The sequence below is a fragment of the Anabaena sp. UHCC 0451 genome (genome assembly GCF_034931405.1).
In the GTDB taxonomy this organism is placed as follows: Bacteria; Cyanobacteriota; Cyanobacteriia; order Cyanobacteriales; family Nostocaceae; genus RDYJ01.
The window spans coordinates 1-15,992 of record NZ_JAYGHA010000047.1; the positions used below are offsets into that span (position 1 = coordinate 1).

15 protein-coding genes and 3 pseudogenes are annotated in these 15,992 nt (G+C 41.0%); 7 read left to right on the forward strand and 11 right to left on the reverse strand.

Going from position 1 to position 15,992, the window contains the following annotated elements:
- Positions 1-151: 151 nt before the first annotated feature.
- From VB694_RS23410 to tyrS, 4 genes are all read right to left on the reverse strand, one after another.
- On the reverse strand, positions 152-769 hold the full coding sequence (locus VB694_RS23410) for a hypothetical protein (RefSeq protein ID WP_323362770.1): 618 nt from the start codon (positions 767-769) through the stop codon (positions 152-154).
- A 98-nt stretch (positions 770-867) separates the two neighbouring features.
- On the reverse strand, positions 868-1,323 hold the full coding sequence (locus VB694_RS23415; protein ID WP_323362746.1) for a hypothetical protein: 456 nt from the start codon (positions 1,321-1,323) through the stop codon (positions 868-870).
- Positions 1,324-1,525: 202 nt separating this feature from the next.
- Entirely contained in the window at positions 1,526-2,242 is a 717-nt protein-coding gene (gene pyrF / locus VB694_RS23420) for an orotidine-5'-phosphate decarboxylase (protein ID WP_323362747.1), read from the reverse strand.
- A gap of 62 nt (positions 2,243-2,304) precedes the next feature.
- Positions 2,305-3,501, reverse strand: a complete 1,197-nt coding sequence (tyrS, locus tag VB694_RS23425; protein WP_323362748.1) for a tyrosine--tRNA ligase — start codon at positions 3,499-3,501, stop codon at positions 2,305-2,307.
- Between the two features lie 173 nt (positions 3,502-3,674).
- On the opposite strand from tyrS, the gene VB694_RS23430 reads away from it, so the two are divergent.
- On the forward strand, positions 3,675-5,597 hold the full coding sequence (locus VB694_RS23430) for a transglycosylase domain-containing protein (protein ID WP_323362749.1): 1,923 nt from the start codon (positions 3,675-3,677) through the stop codon (positions 5,595-5,597).
- Between the two features lie 89 nt (positions 5,598-5,686).
- On the opposite strand, the gene VB694_RS23435 is transcribed toward VB694_RS23430, so the two are convergent.
- Positions 5,687-6,010, reverse strand: coding sequence for a DUF1825 family protein (locus VB694_RS23435; RefSeq protein ID WP_323362750.1), 324 nt, complete (start codon positions 6,008-6,010; stop codon positions 5,687-5,689).
- A 245-nt stretch (positions 6,011-6,255) separates the two neighbouring features.
- On the reverse strand, positions 6,256-6,663 hold the full coding sequence (locus tag VB694_RS23440; protein ID WP_323362751.1) for a universal stress protein: 408 nt from the start codon (positions 6,661-6,663) through the stop codon (positions 6,256-6,258).
- 88 nt (positions 6,664-6,751) lie between these two features.
- Between VB694_RS23440 and VB694_RS23445 the strand changes: the two genes are divergently transcribed.
- The 4 genes and pseudogenes from VB694_RS23445 to VB694_RS23460 form a co-directional block, all read left to right on the forward strand.
- Positions 6,752-7,954, forward strand: a complete 1,203-nt coding sequence (locus VB694_RS23445; RefSeq protein ID WP_323362752.1) for a phosphoglycerate kinase — start codon at positions 6,752-6,754, stop codon at positions 7,952-7,954.
- Between the two features lie 187 nt (positions 7,955-8,141).
- Positions 8,142-8,605, forward strand: a pseudogene (locus VB694_RS23450) (IS701 family transposase); the annotation flags it as partial.
- 108 nt (positions 8,606-8,713) lie between these two features.
- Positions 8,714-9,325: pseudogene (locus VB694_RS23455) on the forward strand (SWIM zinc finger family protein); the annotation flags it as partial.
- 246 nt (positions 9,326-9,571) lie between these two features.
- Positions 9,572-9,826, forward strand: a pseudogene (locus tag VB694_RS23460) (Uma2 family endonuclease); the annotation flags it as partial.
- Positions 9,827-9,834: 8 nt separating this feature from the next.
- On the opposite strand, the gene VB694_RS23465 reads toward VB694_RS23460, so the two are convergent.
- From VB694_RS23465 to VB694_RS23475, 3 genes are all read right to left on the reverse strand, one after another.
- The gene (locus tag VB694_RS23465; protein WP_323362753.1) at positions 9,835-10,620 is read right to left on the reverse strand and encodes an RNA ligase family protein; all 786 of its coding nucleotides are present in this window, start codon (positions 10,618-10,620) and stop codon (positions 9,835-9,837) included.
- A 287-nt stretch (positions 10,621-10,907) separates the two neighbouring features.
- Positions 10,908-12,128 carry a PQQ-dependent sugar dehydrogenase gene (locus tag VB694_RS23470; protein WP_323362754.1) on the reverse strand — a complete coding sequence of 407 codons (1,221 nt, stop codon included), beginning with the start codon at positions 12,126-12,128 and terminating at the stop codon, positions 10,908-10,910.
- Between the two features lie 423 nt (positions 12,129-12,551).
- Positions 12,552-13,388: a hypothetical protein gene (locus tag VB694_RS23475; RefSeq protein ID WP_323362755.1), complete on the reverse strand. Its 837-nt coding sequence runs from the start codon at positions 13,386-13,388 to the stop codon at positions 12,552-12,554.
- On the opposite strand from VB694_RS23475, the gene VB694_RS23480 reads away from it, so the two are divergent.
- Positions 13,378-13,620 (forward strand): hypothetical protein, encoded by a 243-nt coding sequence (locus VB694_RS23480; protein ID WP_323362756.1) that lies wholly within the window; start codon positions 13,378-13,380, stop codon positions 13,618-13,620. The two genes, VB694_RS23475 and VB694_RS23480, sit on opposite strands and share 11 nt — an antisense overlap.
- A gap of 145 nt (positions 13,621-13,765) precedes the next feature.
- Complete coding sequence (locus VB694_RS23485) at positions 13,766-15,304, forward strand: NAD(P)/FAD-dependent oxidoreductase (protein ID WP_323362757.1); 1,539 nt, start codon at positions 13,766-13,768, stop codon at positions 15,302-15,304.
- Positions 15,305-15,365: 61 nt separating this feature from the next.
- Here VB694_RS23485 and VB694_RS23490 read toward each other — a convergent pair whose 3' ends face one another.
- Positions 15,366-15,698, reverse strand: coding sequence for a DUF5615 family PIN-like protein (locus tag VB694_RS23490; RefSeq protein WP_323362758.1), 333 nt, complete (start codon positions 15,696-15,698; stop codon positions 15,366-15,368).
- The gene (locus VB694_RS23495; protein ID WP_323362759.1) at positions 15,695-15,919 is read right to left on the reverse strand and encodes a DUF433 domain-containing protein; all 225 of its coding nucleotides are present in this window, start codon (positions 15,917-15,919) and stop codon (positions 15,695-15,697) included. The genes VB694_RS23490 and VB694_RS23495 overlap by 4 nt, the downstream gene beginning before the upstream one ends.
- Positions 15,920-15,992: the final 73 nt, after the last annotated feature.

Consider the following 15,992-nt stretch of genomic DNA (forward strand, 5'->3'; position numbering starts at 1 on the left):
CCCGTTGGTAGCGATATCAGCCCGCCTAATTCCTATGGTGTCAGCGTTGGTTATCGGCAAGGTTTTTAATTATTAAACCTATCTTGTAGGGTGCTTAGGATGCACTCTACTATGATTGGGTGCGTTGAGAAATCAATTATCACAAAATTACCTATCTTCTCTGCACACTTCCCGCTTCACAATCGCGCAACCATAGCTTAACACCTTGAGCGATCGCACCATTACTACTATTTCTGGGTGGTGCTAACAGTGGTTTTACTGGATATTCACCTGTTTGGGTAAACATCATCACCACCTGCCAACCGATTTGAGTTTTGGTTAAAAATAACCAGTGAAATTCTTGTAATTCTACTGCTTTTTTATCTATGTACTTCCGTTCCCAAGTAGTAAAAAAAACCTGTTCTACTCCCTCTGATTCATACTTTTTAGCGATATCAATGGCAGAATTTAAAGGTAAAGGCTGAAACTCAGGTTTTCCCGCTACCAAAATATAAGTATAAATATCAACACTTCTGCTCAGACGACGGGCGCGTTGGGCTGCACGGTTAGCATAGCTAGGTAAATCTAGCATTAACTGAGTAATTAAAGTTTCTAAACTTTGTTCGGAGCAGGAATTACTTACCTCTGAGTTGATAGGTTTAGGGGTGAGATTTTTAGAAAATGCAGGGTAAGAAAAGGCAAAAGAAATTAATAGCCAGCAAGGACATAAAATCACCAAGTTCCTAAACACCAACCAATTATTTTTTCTCCTTTGGCATTTTGTATTCATGAGATAAAATTTACACCGTTGACACCAATTTAATGTGAGGTTAAACAGAATCATCAAATTCATGAATTCATCTGTTTTCGTCTGTTTTCATCTGCTGCTTAAAGATTGAGAGGACACCTTTGGGGTCGAGTGCTTTGGACAATACTGGAACGGTGTACAGGCTCTTGTACGGTAGGCATAACACCAATTTCAATACTCAAAGATGACATCTGTGGATATTTATCTAAGACAATTTGAACTAGTTTTTTATTCAGAATTTCCCAAAAATCTGACTCATTTGGGTAATTAACAAAAAACTTCTCAATATCTTTTCTAATTGGCACAAAATCAGGGTAAGCGTTTTGCGCGATCGCTTCTGGTGTCATGCGGTAGGCAACTTTGAGATTGAGAATTGCTCCTCCTTGATGTTGAATGGGATAATTGGCAACTTGAAATGTAAATATTTCTTGATGCTGTTCACATTTTAGGACTGTTTGAGATAGCGCGGGTGATATAAAGATATTCAAGGACAGAATTAAGGCGCTAGTAGAAGCAAACAAAAGTCTATATTTCATATTTTTTATCTAAAAGTTCATCATTCCTATATTTTTGCATAAATTTACCCAGAAATGTAATTTCTGGGCTAAATATTTATACTCTGCTAATTTCTCTATCCCTTTCTTGCTTTGCGCCTACCCTGCGGGATCTCCTGACGGAGATTGCGTGAGATATAAAAATGTAGGTTCATTTACCCGAAAATCGCTGTCAATATCTAGTTCATCTCACTGAATTTAATTCCTCTACAATTTGCTGCCAAGCTAACTGAGGGTCAGATGCAGCAGTAATAGGACGACCAATCACCAAAAAATCTGCACCGGCTTGAATAGCTTGGGAAGGGGTGAGCGATCGCTTTTGATCACCTTTTTCAGCCCAACTAGGACGCACCCCCGGACAAACCAGCAAAAAATCCTTACCGCAACTTTCCCGCAGTTGTGTCACCTCTTGAGGAGAACAAACCGCCCCATTCAAACCCGCATTTTTTGCCAAAAGAGCCATTTCCAAAGCAAATTCCGGCAATTCCAGAGGAATTTTTAAATCAAACGCCAAATCTCGCGTCGAAATGCTAGTTAACACAGTGATAGCGATCAAATTAGGTGGTTTAGTTCCCGCTTTTTCCGCTCCCACCTGCACCGCTTCTGCAGCAGCAGTCAAACAATCTTTACCACAAGTAGCGTGAATTGTCAATAAATCAACCCCATAACCGGCAGCAGCGCGACAAGCACCAGCCACAGTATTAGGGATATCATGAAACTTCAAATCTAAGAAAATACGCTTTTGGCGAGATTTTAGCACATCCAGAATACCCGGACCCGTGCTAGTAAACAATTCTAACCCAACCTTCCAGAAAGTGACTTGGGGAAGTTTATCCACCAGAGCGATCGCACTTGCCAAATCTGGAACATCTAAAGGAACGATAATTTTGTCATTAGTCATTGGTCATTAGTCATTGGTTATTCTTTCTTCCCAGTCCCCAGTCCCCAGTCCCCAGTCCCCAGTCACTCTACTAAACGGACAAAATTCTTCTTACCCACCTGCAAAACCTTACCCGATAAATCCCCAGGTGCAGCAAAAGTCAGATCCGCATCATTCACCTTTTCACCATCTAAACGCACACCACCCTCTTGAATTTTCCGTTTACCTTCGCCGATACTTTTACATAAACCAGTAGCACCGAGAATAAACGCTAATTTAGCCGGAAATTGAGCAATAGCAGCTAAAGAAAACTCAGGTAACGCACCTTCCTTACCACCGCTTTTTGCAGCTTCCTTAGCCTCATTAGCTGCTGCTTCCCCGTGATACTGACGAACAATTTCCCAAGCTAAAAATTCTTGGCGATCGCGTGGGTTTTCTGGCAAACTCTCCAAAGGTAAATCCGTCAACAACTCAAAATACTGTGACAGTAAATTATCTGGCACAGCTTGCAGCTTCTGGTACTTCTGAGAAGGATGATCAGAAAGTCCCACATAATTACCCAAAGACTTAGACATCTTTTGTACACCATCAGTCCCAATCAGAATAGGTAACAGTAAACCAAACTGAGGTTTTAAGCCGAAATGACGCTGTAAATCCCTACCCACAGCAATGTTAAACTTTTGATCAGTTCCTCCTAATTCCACATCAGCCTCAACAGCCACAGAATCAAAACCCTGCATCAGAGGATACAGGAACTCATGGAGGAAAATCGGATTCTCTTTCTTATAACGTTCAGCAAAACCTTCCTTGGCTAACATCTGTCCCACCGTCATAGTAGAAAGCAACTCCAGAATTTTTCCCAAATCTAGACGAGAAAGCCATTGGGAGTTGTAACGCACCTCCAACCTACCAGGTGTGTCAAAATCTAAAATAGGACGCACTTGATCAAGATAAGTTTGGGCATTTTGTGCCACATCAGCCTCAGTTAGTTGACGACGGACATCAGACTTACCCGTAGGATCACCAATTCTTGCGGTAAAATCACCAATAATCAAAACCGCCGTATGACCAGCATCTTGAAAAGCACGCAGTTTCCTGACTGGTATACTATGACCCAAATGAATATCCGCACCCGTCGGATCAATACCCAACTTCACCCTTAAAGGACGGTCAGCATTGAGCAACCGCTTTTCCAAACTTTCAGTTTCACTATCAGCATCATGGGGTTGAGGAAAAATTTCTGCCACACCACGATGCAACCAAGAGAAATTTTGAGTCATACTATAGAATTCGTTATTAACTACACTTTGCACTTTAGAAATTAGGTTGGTCATGTTCACTGGCAAATTATCCGCTTTCTGCCATGGCAAACTACTATAATTGCAAAAAATTAACCAACTTTTTTGATTTCATCAATTACATTTATATTTACTAGTGAGGAAGTGAAACCGCCGTGTCTTCTAGGACTTTTGAAAACAAGCAGCCACAAGAGCAGACTTCATCTGGATTTGAATTTTTTAAAGGCGTAGGTCAGGTAACTGGCGCTACTCTACTATCTATCACACTGCTAACAAGCTCTATTGTAGCGGGAGGACTGGTTGGACTGGCCATCAGTTTCCGCAACTTACCAGACGTGAGACAGCTACGCAGCTTTTCCCCCACAGAAACTACCCACATATATGACATTAAAGGTAAACTATTAGCAAGCGTCCACGGTGAAGCTAACCGCGAAGTCGTACCCCTAAATAGAATTTCCCCCAATCTCAAACGGGCTGTACTAGCCAGTGAAGATGGTCACTTCTACAGTCACCACGGCATTAACCCTGCTGGTGTTGGCCGGGCTGTAGTAGTAAACTTGGTCGCCGGTGGTGTGAAAGAAGGTGGTTCAACCATTACCATGCAGTTGGTAAAAAACCTCTTTTTGACTCACAGACGAGCCTTTACTCGCAAATTAGCCGAAGCGGTGTTAGCAATTCGTTTAGAACAGATTCTTGCCAAAGACGAAATTTTAGAAATGTACCTCAATCAAGTATATTGGGGTCATAATAACTACGGTGTACAAACAGCAGCTCGCAGTTACTTTAATAAATCATCAGAATTTTTAACCTTGGGTGAGTCAGCAATGATGGCGGGTTTGATCCAAGCCCCAGAAGAATTTAGCCCCTTTGCGAGTATGAAAAAGGCAAAACAAAAACAAAAAGAAGTGCTGGGGCGGATGCTAGACTTGCAGTGGATCACCCAAAAAGAATACGATGATGCTCTCAAGGAAGAAATTAAACTAGGTAGAATTAGGTCATTTCAAGGTAGCGCCTTACCTTATATCAGCAATACTGTAGCCCAAGAATTAGCGAAAAAATTTGGCCGTGATGCGCTGCTCAAAGGTGGGATGCGAGTTCAAACCACTGTTGATGCCAAATTTCAAATGATGGCAGAAGCAACCGTGAATAAGTGGCATAAAAACTTACTTGGTCAAGGGTTGCGTCAAAACCAAATTGCCTTAGTCGCCATTGACCCCCGCACACACTTTGTTAAAGCCCTAGTTGGTGGTGTAGATCCTAAAGCCAGTGAATTTAACCGCGCTACCCAAGCTCAAAGACAACCAGGGTCTGCCTTTAAACCTTTTGTTTATTATGCTGCCTTTGCCACTGGTAAATATGCACCAGATAGCACAGTCATAGATTCTCCAGTTAGCTATCGAGACGGCAATGGTTGGTATTTTCCCAGAAACTATGATGGTGGTTTTAGCGGCGCAATGTCCATCCGTACTGCCCTGGCTCAGTCTCGAAATATACCAGTTATTAAACTTGGTAAAGCTGTAGGCATGAATAAAGTAATTGAAACCTGTCGGACTTTAGGCATTATGAGTCCCATGGAACCAGTAACATCCTTACCTTTGGGTGCTATTGGTATGACTCCCCTAGAAATGGCTAGTGCTTATGCTACCTTTGCTAATTACGGCTGGCAATCACCGGCGACAGTAATTGTCAGGGTTACAGATAGTAGTGGCAATGTGTTACTCGATAACACACCTAAACCCCAGCGAGTTCTTGACCCCTGGGCATCAGCAGCAATTATAGATGTAATGCAGTCTGTAGTTAGCAGTGGTACTGGTAAAGGTGCGGATATAGGCAGACCATCAGCAGGAAAAACGGGAACAACTTCCTCAGAAAAAGATATTTGGTATGTAGGTACTGTGCCACAACTTACAACTGCTGTCTGGGTGGGAAGGGATGACAACCGACAATTATCCAGCGGTGCTACTGGTGGGGGTATGGTTGCTCCTATCTGGCGTGATTTTATGGTGCAAGCACTCAAAAACGTACCTTCTGAGAAGTTTAAGCCACCTTCTCAGTTTCCTCGTCCTAAATCAAATTAGAGGTGACAGGGAACAGGTGACAGGTGACAGAAGGCACGAATAATAGAAATATTCTTCCCAGTCCCCAGTCCCTAGTCCCCAATCCCCAGTCATACCTGTTTTTCCAACTCAGCTTTCATTCTTTGCAGAGTCATATTCATCTGCTCAAACATTTGTTGTGGTGTGACACCAAACTGGTTTAGCTGAGTTTTTAGTTGCTGTACAGTCATTTGCGCCATGAAGTCTTCTGATAGCTCGAACCGCTTCATAAAGATGCGATATCGATCCATCATAGCTTCCATTTGCTCAATAAACAGCTTTTTGCCCTCGCGGTCAAATTTGCCGTAGTTGTTGCCAAGCTGAATTAGTGCTTGATAATCTTCAAACAGGTGTTTGGCTTCGTGTTGAACTATCTCAGAGTCAAAGAATCCCATTTTGCTTATATTTAACTGAGTTCTTGTACTCAGTAACTTAAAGTTTTGCCTCTAAATCCTATTTTACTTCAGTCTAGAGAACTAATCTAAGGAACAAGCTTCTCTTCAGGTACGGTTTTTTACCGAAATTTCACTACTTGACCTGAGTAGGGATTGGGGATTGGGGATTGGGGATTGGGTATTGGGTATTGGGGATTGGGTATTAATCTTCCCTGTTCCCTGTTCCCTGTTCCCTGTTCCCTGACTTAAGGCACAATCAATACAGGACAAGGTGAAAGATTAATCACCCGGGTTGTAACACTATCAGTCGCGCCTTCATCAGTCAGTCCTAAGCCGCGACAGCCCATAATAATTAAGTCTGCCCCGATTTCATCAGCAACATCACAGATAGTAAAGGCTGGGTTGCCTTGTCGTTCTAGGACTTCAGCGGTGATTCCTTGCTGAGAAAATAAGGCTTGGGCATTTTCCAGCAGTTTAGCCACGGCTTCAGGCGATAGCATAGGATCACCACTAACCGCATCTGGGGCTGGTTCTTCCACTACTGACAGCAATACTAGGCGACTGGTAAACTGTTGCACGACCTTAGATACTAGGTCAGCAGCTTCCCGCGCTTCACGACTTTGATCAATTGGAAATAGAACTGTTTTAAACATATCTCACCTGGACACCCCGCACTCCGGTAAAATCTTGATGGTTATACTTTCAAAACAATAACAAAAAGACAATCAGGAGAATTTGGCTGTGTCGAAAAAAAGTTTAGCAAATTTATCTGCTGCGGATGTATCTGGTAAACGCGCTTTAGTGCGGGTTGATTTTAACGTGCCTGTAGATGACAAAGGCAACATTACTGATGATACTCGCATTCGGGCTGCTCTACCCACCATCAAAGATTTGATGCAAAAGGGAGCTAAGGTCATTCTAGCAAGCCATTTCGGCCGTCCCAAGGGTGTAGATGAGAAATTGCGTCTAACTCCCGTCGCTAAACGCCTTTCTGAATTGTTAGGACAAACAGTTGTCAAAACTGATGACTGTATTGGTGATGATGTGGCGGCTTCGGTTGCGGCTTTGCAAAATGGACAAGTGCTGTTACTGGAAAATGTCCGCTTCTATAAAGAAGAAGAAAAGAATGATCCTGCATTTGCGGAAAAATTGGCAAGCAACGCTGATTTTTATGTAAATGATGCGTTTGGGACGGCTCACCGCGCCCATGCTTCTACTGAGGGTGTAACTAAGTTCCTTAGTCCTTCTGTGGCTGGTTATTTGGTTGAGAAGGAATTGCAATATTTACAAAGTGCAATTGAAGAACCTAAGCGTCCTTTGGCGGCTATTATCGGCGGTTCTAAGGTTTCTAGCAAAATTGGTGTGATTGAAACTCTGTTAGAAAAGTGCGATAAGTTGATCATTGGCGGTGGGATGATTTTCACTTTCTACAAAGCCCGTGGTTTGAGTGTTGGTAAGTCTTTGGTAGAAGAAGATAAGCTGGAATTGGCTAAGGCTTTGGAAGCTAAGGCTAAAGAACGTGGTGTGGCTTTATTACTACCTACAGATATTGTCTCAGCAGATAAGTTTGCTCCTGATGCTAATGCTACTACTGTGAGCATTGAAAATATCCCTGCCGATGGTATGGGTTTAGATATTGGTCCCGATTCTATCAAGGTATTCCAAGCGGCTTTGGCTGATTGTAAGACTGTGATTTGGAATGGTCCAATGGGTGTGTTTGAGTTTGATAAATTTGCTGCGGGTACGGAAGCGATCGCACATACTCTAGCAGAAATTGGCAAAACCGGCACAACTACCATTATCGGTGGTGGTGACTCTGTAGCAGCAGTGGAAAAGGTAGGTTTGGCTGATCAAATGAGCCATATTTCTACCGGTGGTGGTGCGAGTTTGGAGTTGTTGGAAGGTAAGGTTTTACCTGGTATTGCAGCTTTGGATGAAGCATAATTGAAAGTATGAAGGATGAAGTTTTTGGCTTTGTCCTTCATTTCTAATAATTTAGGACTTACGCATTGACAGAATAACAAAATAGTGCATTGATAAATAAGGGTCGTCTAGTAATGGGTATGGGAGAATGAGAGAAATTACTAAACCCTCGACAGCACAATGCAATCTAGACATCTACACCTTATTTTTGCTGTCAGAGCCAAAGTATGGAGGGTGCAGTAGGTTAGCAGAGATATTGGGAGATGTTTCACATGATAGTGTAAACCGCTTTTTATTGAGAGAGAGATACGAACCCAAAGATTTATTCAGCATAATAGAGAAAATTATCAACCTGGTAGGAGGGATATTAAGTGTAGACGATACAGTCATAGAAAAGATTTACAGCGACCCTAAAAATGCGGAATTAATCAGTTATTTTTGGTCAGGGAAAGCCCATAAAACTATTTCGGAATTGAAAAAAATAGAACTGTTTCAAATGAGCCACACAAGTATTGTCAAGTAAGCACTCTGGCTATTCCCGAAGAAGGATTAAGGACTCATCTGAAAGAATTTGGATTTATAAAGTTGTTTAGGAAAGACTTTAAAAAGGAAGACTCTAGACATTATATTTTATATCTGCCAGATGAGGAGAAAATCAAAGACATAACTAGAGGAAATGCTCCGATATTCTATTCAATTATTAATTCACTATCTCAAAGAAAGCAGATGTGCCAACTCCTTATCCAAAATAATAGCAATTATTTTCTTAGTTAGCGATCGCTCGCTAAAAGTAGTTGGAATGAAGCTATTGAGCAGCTATCATCTAAAGCTAGTATTGTTTCTAGGTTGTTACTGAATGAAGTCCCAGAAAATATAGAAGATACTTTTCAGGAATTGGGATTACACTTATTACCTCATAGTAGTAAGGATTTTAAAACTAAATGTTCCTGTCCTGATTATGCTAACCCCTGTAAACACATAGCTGGAGTTTATTATTTAGTTGCTTCCCAATTGGATAATAATCCATTTTTGTTATTTGAACTGCGGGGATTACCAAAAGACGAACTTCAGACTAAACTAGCTAATTCTAACTTAGGTAAAGCACTAGCACAGGAATTGAACATCCAAGAAATTAGTTTAGAATCTTCCACTTCGTTTTATACCAAACTAGAAAAACAATCTGTTAGTGAAAAACCCAGTGTGCGGGAATTTTGGTTAGGGAAAAAGCGTTTACCGCAAACTATAGAAGTACCTAGTTCTAGTGGTGTTTCCGCAATTCTTGTTAAGAAACAAGGAGATTTTCCGGCTTTTTGGCATAAAGATAATTCGTTTATTGAAACAATGGAGGAACTTTATCAACGGGTAAAAACGAAAAATCAAAGTTTAATTTAGGGGTTCTTCGGTACTTGTTATGCTAAATCTAGTTGAAAAAATCTATGTATGTTTAGTTTTGGAAAACCTGGCAGTATGAGAAAGCTATTTTCACCTTTTGTTAAAATAAAATATAGCCGTAGACAGAGTAGTTAGGACATCAATTAATCATGAAACTATTACTACAAAAGAGTTTTACTCCTAACTCCTGACTCCTGACTCCTGACTCCTGATTTCTGCTATAACTTCCTAATACCATATAAATTTATGACTTATAGTCCTCCCAAACTCCTTACTTTCGAGCAATTTTTAGTTGAGTATGGAGACAACCCTCGTTACGAACTCATTGACGGAGAATTACGTGACATGGAACCCACTGGACCCCATGAAGAAGTTGCTGGAAATATTGCTGGTAGAATCTATACAGAAATTCTTCTTGGTAATTTCAATTGGTTAATTCCCAAAACTTGTTTAATTAAGCCACCTGCTGCTCAAGCAACAGCACTTCGACCAGATATTATAGGCATGAACTAACTAAATAAATCCACATTTGGACGCAACAAATTAGGGATAATAGGACGGTTAAGCCAATGACTTTCAGATTGTAAAATAGTAATCAAAAAGCTAGAACGCACATATTTATAACGTGCTGTCACCGTATCCCCTGGTTCAACTTTGATGTACAAACCTTCCATCAAACCACTTTGATCAGTTTGTTTGAGGGCAAGTTCTACATTTAATCCTTGTTGTTGACAAGCTTGGGCAAAATTCTCTAAATATGCCGGGGTTTGATAATGAGATTTACCCAATAACCCCAACATTTGCTGATAAGATTGCAGTTTGCCTGTAAACAACACAGGAACAGAAACCAGTGGTAATCCTGCTAATAGCTGCTGACGGCGTTTCGTGCTAAGAAATACTTGGGTTTCTAAGTCCAAGAGGTCGTATTCTAAAAAGTAGTGAGGTAAAGCATCGTAAAAAACTGTGTGCTTGGCATATAACCATTCCCCAAACAGAATAAAACGACTACCCAAAACTTCCCAAAGTACACTAGCGTGGGTATGCGCCCATTGTTTAAACAGATTAAAATGCTTTTCTCTGCCTCCACCTGTTAAATAATGCCCCCGACTTTGCAGTCGCAGTTGTCCATCAGATGTGAAACTGATAGCTGCATTTGCACCATCAACTTTTTCTTCAATGACTAGATGCTGTGCTTGAATAGTTGCAAAAGGGGCATTATCCAGGTCTTCATCCCCAGGTTGCGATCGCGAACCCTGAATATGAGGTGTACGCGGATATTTATAAATTTGTGACATGAATTTTATACCTTGGTGACTACAATCAAAATCATTGCGTAGGGAATGTTCACGAATAGGTATGTTGATAGGTTGCTACCATTCGCGATAAATGAGAATTTGATTGAGCCAAAGGATTACATAATCGTTGCCTGAATTTGTGTAGTGTTTACATTATCTAGGACTTCACAAGCTGAAGCTAGGTTTCCAGAATTTTACTCATATTCAAACACAAACTGGGAAGATATGGGAAGCTTTGAGGTATAAACAAAACCTACGCAAAATTCTATTCCTGCGATCGCATGAACTTAACGAGTAATACGCAGAATTTTATCCCTCTGTTGAGGACAATTTCCCCTGCCATCACAATTACTGGTGGTGACATATAATTCACCATCTGTCCCCATAACTGCTTCTCGCAGCCGTCCATATTGACCTTGCAAATATACCTCATGACGCTCAATTTTTTGGGGAGATTGGGGGTTGAAAACAACGCGCTGCAAATGTTGAGAACGAAGAGTGGCAATTATTAAGCTCCCTTTCCATTCAGGAATAGAATTACCTGTGTAAATTACTGCACCACCAGGAGGTAAAGCTTCACGCCAAACAATGGACGGAGTAACCATTCCTTTCTGTGATTCACAACGGTAGATAGTAGGCCAGCCCAGGTTATCTCCTGCTTTTGCTAAACTGAGTTCATCGTGACCCCTTCTTCCCAAATCTCCACTAGGTCCGTGATCTGTCACCCATAGTGTTGATTTATCCAGCCAATCAAACCCTTGAGTGTTGCGAATCCCAGTGATATACACAGGATTGTTAGCAAACGGATTATCTGGCGGTACTTGTCCGTCAGGAGTAACACGCAAAATTTTACCAGCAAGGCTATTAACATCCTGGGAAATCTGCGGTTCTCTGGCATCACCTGTGCCAATGTAAAGCATTCCATCAGGTCCAAAGCGAATACGACCACCGTTATGAAATTGTGCTACGGGAATATTATCAACAATTACTTGATCCGGTGAAGCAGTAAGTCCGTTCTCAGATAGTCGCCATCTTTCTACACGATTAACCTGTGATCCATTTTTATCAGCTGTGTAGTAAATGTAAAAAAATCGGTTTTCGGCAAAGTTAGGATGGGTGGCAATACCGAGTAAACCATCTTCACCGCTTTCTGTGACATTAATATTAGCTACTGGTTGGGGAATCAGTTTACCATTCCGTACCAGGCGAACTCGTCCCGGTCGTTCGGTAACTAACATATCTTGATTGGGCAGAAAAGCTATTGCCCAGGGAACTTCTAGACCTGTTACGACTTCTTCTACCCGTAGTTTTACCTGTCCTTGTGAACCGAAGCCATTTTCTACTAAGGTACAGGCTTGATTGTTAGTAGCTGTTTGTTGGCTGACTTGTTGGGCTGTTTGTTGATTATTAGTGTTTGCGGACTCAGTTGTTGGTAAGTTGCAAGCAGAAACTCCTACTACAACTATGCCAAAAAGTAATTGTGCTGCCAGAGTTTTTGTCTGTTTCATAATCTGTTTTGTCTACAAAATGCTACCTGTACAGTCTTGGAAATGGCTCAATAATAAATTTATGTAGTTCTTTCAACAATGGAGAATTGACAATTACCTCTGGCTCATTCGTGAGAGGATTGGGAAATATAGCAATCCTAAGTGATACGTGAGCGTTCAATAAGCCTCAAATGCTTATAAAATAAGAATTTTTATCTATGTATTTTCTCATGTTTAGAGTAGGACTGCTATAGCAAATTTTTCTTTTTTCTCTTTGAAAGAAGAGATTTTAAACTTGAATGAAAAAAATGTCAATTATCAATTAAGTACCCAAGCAAAATTAATTTAACATATTTAGTGAAAACAAAAATGTCTGTATTCCTTACTTCCTGTTCCCTCTCCTAACTATAAAATTTATTTTGCACGACTACTTAATATAGTCAATCAATCCCAAGAGCGGGTTAATGGATCAATGGGTATACTTGGATCAATCTCAATCACCGTGATTTTAGCATTCTCCACCACCGTATTTCCCATAATTGTATTGTGCATTGCCTCAAACTTCGATTCTTCTTCAGCAATGCGTTCGTAGTGCAGAATGACATGATAATGCTTGGCAATTGGTTCTCCAGAGTCTGAACGCTCCACTGTTTCCCAATCTATATTTTGTCTTTCTTCCGCTATTCGGCGATACTCATCAGCTAGTTGTTCTAAGGCAATGGCGATGGCGTGTTCTTTATTTACACCTAACGCTTGAGAAGCTAATACAGCAGGTAACTCTGTTATCTTTGCAGTAACTACCATTGGTCGTCTGATTTCGTCCAACGTCGCAGCTTGTTCACGTAAAGCTTGGGCATCACTTTCATTGCGAACACAAGCATAAACGCCACCTTCTGGGACATGGCGGACTGCTTCCCAGGTCAGTAAACCAGTACCTGCATTGATGTCTAAAACGACATGATGACGCTGTAATTGAGTGATGGTGAAAATGCGCTCTCTGACATTTGCTAACTGTGTGCCTATTTGGGAAAGTGTGCGTTGCAACCATCTTTCTGAAGCCGCATCTGTATTGCTGTAGGTGAGGATTTCTATTGGCTCAGTACCTAAGCCGGACATCATAGCCGCAAGTTGAGCTTCGCGACGACGTGCTACTTGTACGCTAATCTCTCCCTCAAAACCTTGGGGTGATGGTTGGTAAAATACCTGTCCTTGCAAACTGGCTGGCAGATATTGTTGCGCTACCCAATGGTCGTTTCCCGATTTAGCGCGGTTGTATATCAAAGAGTTTGAAAAACCAAATTTAGCAGTTTCTACGGAATATCTGCAAAATTGCCAGGAGTTGCGAAGTTCTGACCCGGAAGCAGTAGCTTGGATTATTGCTGGTACAATTAATTTTTATTATTTGATGATGGAATTGTTACATGGTAAACATGAATTGACGATGACTAGCGATCGCTTAACTGAAGCTTTAATTGAGTTGCTTTTTCCTGAAGGTAATAACCCTGCTAGTTAGGAGTCAGGAGTCAGGAGTCAGGAGAAAGAATAAATTTTGATGGTATTATCTATGATTTTTTATTCCTATTTCTCTTTGCAATTACGATTTTCTAGCCTTTTACATAACTAGCAACTTACGTTAATAGGATAATAGAAAATAATTTATGAGTAACACAGAAGTAGTCGTAATTGGTAGCGGTATTGGCGGATTGAGTTGCGCTGCACTTTTGGCACGCTATGGAATTGATGTCACAGTAGTAGAAAGCCACTCCATTGCCGGTGGTGCTGCTCATGCTTTTGAACGCAATGGCTACAAGTTTGAGTCTGGACCCTCTTTATATTCTGGTTTATCTTATACCCCTTCCCCTAATCCCTTACGTCAAGTTTTAGATGCCATTGGCGAAGATTTACCCTGCGTCAATTACAATACCTGGGGTTGTTATTTACCAGAAGGCTACTTTGACGCTCAAGTTGGTGCTGACCAATTCTGTGAAATCTTGCAACAACTGCGGGGAGATAAAGCTGTAGCACAATGGCGCAAACTCCAGGAAATTATGACACCTTTGGGTAAGAGTGCGATCGCTCTCCCACCCTCTGCCTTACGCTACGATTTAGGTGCGGTGTTAACTATGGGTAAATTTGCCCCAGCTTTACTGCAACAAGCCGCTAACGTCATCAAATTAACAGGGTCTTTTTCTAACATTATTGATGGTGTAATCACAGACCCTTTTATTCGCAACTGGTTAGATTTACTTTGCTTCCTCTTATCTGGATTACCCGCAGATGGGACAATTGCCGCAGAAGTGGCTTTCATGTTTGCAGATTGGTATCGTCCTCATGTGCAGTTAGATTATCCGATTGGGGGAAGTGGTGCATTAGTTGATGCACTGGTACGGGGGTTGAATAAACACGGTGGTAAGTTAGTTTTGAATGCTCATGTGGAGCAAGTTTTAGTAGAAAATAACCGTGCTGTCGGGGTACGTCTGCGGAGTGGTCAAGAAATCCGAGCTAGTAAAGCTGTTGTTTCTAATGCTTCTGTTTGGGATACTCTCAAACTCATTCCTGAAGGTGCTTTACCTAAACGGTATGTAGAAAAGCAACAAGCAATACCTGAATGTGATAGTTTTATGCACCTGCATTTAGGTATTGATGCAGCAGGATTGCCTGAGAATCTAGGTATTCACTACATTGTAGTTAACGATTGGGACAAAGGCGTAACTGCACCGCAAAATGTGGTAGTTGTATCTATTCCTTCAGTTCTTGATTCGTCTTTAGCACCAGTAGGTAAGCACGTGATTCACGTTTATACTCCTGGTAATGAACCTTATGCTATTTGGCAAGGAAAGGAACGCAATAGCGAAGAATATGCGTTGTTAAAACAAGAACGTGCAGAGGTGATGTGGCGAGCTTTGGAAAGAATTATTCCTGATATTCGTTCCCGTTGCGAAGTTAGTTTGGTGGGTACTCCCCTTACTCATGGACGATTTTTGCGTCGTCATCATGGTAGTTATGGACCAGCTATAGCGGCAGGGAAGGGTTTATTTCCTGGTGGGAATACACCTTTATCGGGGTTGTTGTGTTGTGGAGATTCGACTTTTCCGGGGATTGGGTTGCCGGCTGTGGCTGCTAGTGGGATGATAGTTGCTAATACTATTGCGCCTGTGCAGCAACATTTACAATATATTTCAGAGACATTTGGTTAAAATATCTTTACGCATGATTTGTATATCAGAAAATATAAATCTCCAATATCTGGGAGTGTAATTAAGTTAATACCAAAATACTTTCCGTGTCACTACTATCAAATTGGGTAATTGTGGCCAAATTATCTCTCAAAATCTGCACAATCTTTGATGTGGGACTATTACCAATACGTAGATAAATAAATTTGGGTGGATGACCATAAAGTAAACTACGTTGATGAAAGTCAGAATCTTTGGAAATAATCACAAAATTATTCGTTTTGGCGAATTCCCAGATAATGGCATCATCAGTATTTATAAGTCCTAAAGTTTTAACGTGTTGAGAATCAGGATACAAATCCAGAATTTTATCAACAATCCGATCTGACAAATTTTCATCTAATAGCAGTTTCATAGAGATGCAACAAATAACTTTTTCTCTCGGTCAGCAGCAAAAGCAAGACAAGCTTTAATATCTTCAGATGTCAGTTCTGAAAAGTCTTCGAGAATTTCAGCTTCTGTCATCCCACCTGCTAAATATTCTAAAATGTCGTACACAGTAATACGCATTCCGCGAATGCAAGGTTTTCCACTGCGTTTTCCAGGTTCAATGGTAATAATGTCTTGATAACTCATGATCTCTCCTGTTGTTTAATCTTTGGTCTATATAATTTTAGGGTAAATCATGGGGTGATAGATGGAATAGGTA

Coding starts and splice junctions, on each gene's coding strand:
- VB694_RS23410 (WP_323362770.1), bottom strand. CDS start 769: ATGAATACAAAATGCCAAAGGAGAAAAAATAATTGGTTGGTGTTTAGG.
- VB694_RS23415 (WP_323362746.1), bottom strand. CDS start 1,323: ATGAAATATAGACTTTTGTTTGCTTCTACTAGCGCCTTAATTCTGTCC.
- pyrF (WP_323362747.1), bottom strand. CDS start 2,242: ATGACTAATGACAAAATTATCGTTCCTTTAGATGTTCCAGATTTGGCA.
- tyrS (WP_323362748.1), bottom strand. CDS start 3,501: ATGACTCAAAATTTCTCTTGGTTGCATCGTGGTGTGGCAGAAATTTTT.
- VB694_RS23435 (WP_323362750.1), bottom strand. CDS start 6,010: ATGGGATTCTTTGACTCTGAGATAGTTCAACACGAAGCCAAACACCTG.
- VB694_RS23440 (WP_323362751.1), bottom strand. CDS start 6,663: ATGTTTAAAACAGTTCTATTTCCAATTGATCAAAGTCGTGAAGCGCGG.
- VB694_RS23465 (WP_323362753.1), bottom strand. CDS start 10,620: ATGTCACAAATTTATAAATATCCGCGTACACCTCATATTCAGGGTTCG.
- VB694_RS23470 (WP_323362754.1), bottom strand. CDS start 12,128: ATGAAACAGACAAAAACTCTGGCAGCACAATTACTTTTTGGCATAGTT.
- VB694_RS23485 (WP_323362757.1), top strand. CDS start 13,766: ATGAGTAACACAGAAGTAGTCGTAATTGGTAGCGGTATTGGCGGATTG.
- VB694_RS23490 (WP_323362758.1), bottom strand. CDS start 15,698: ATGAAACTGCTATTAGATGAAAATTTGTCAGATCGGATTGTTGATAAA.
- VB694_RS23495 (WP_323362759.1), bottom strand. CDS start 15,919: ATGAGTTATCAAGACATTATTACCATTGAACCTGGAAAACGCAGTGGA.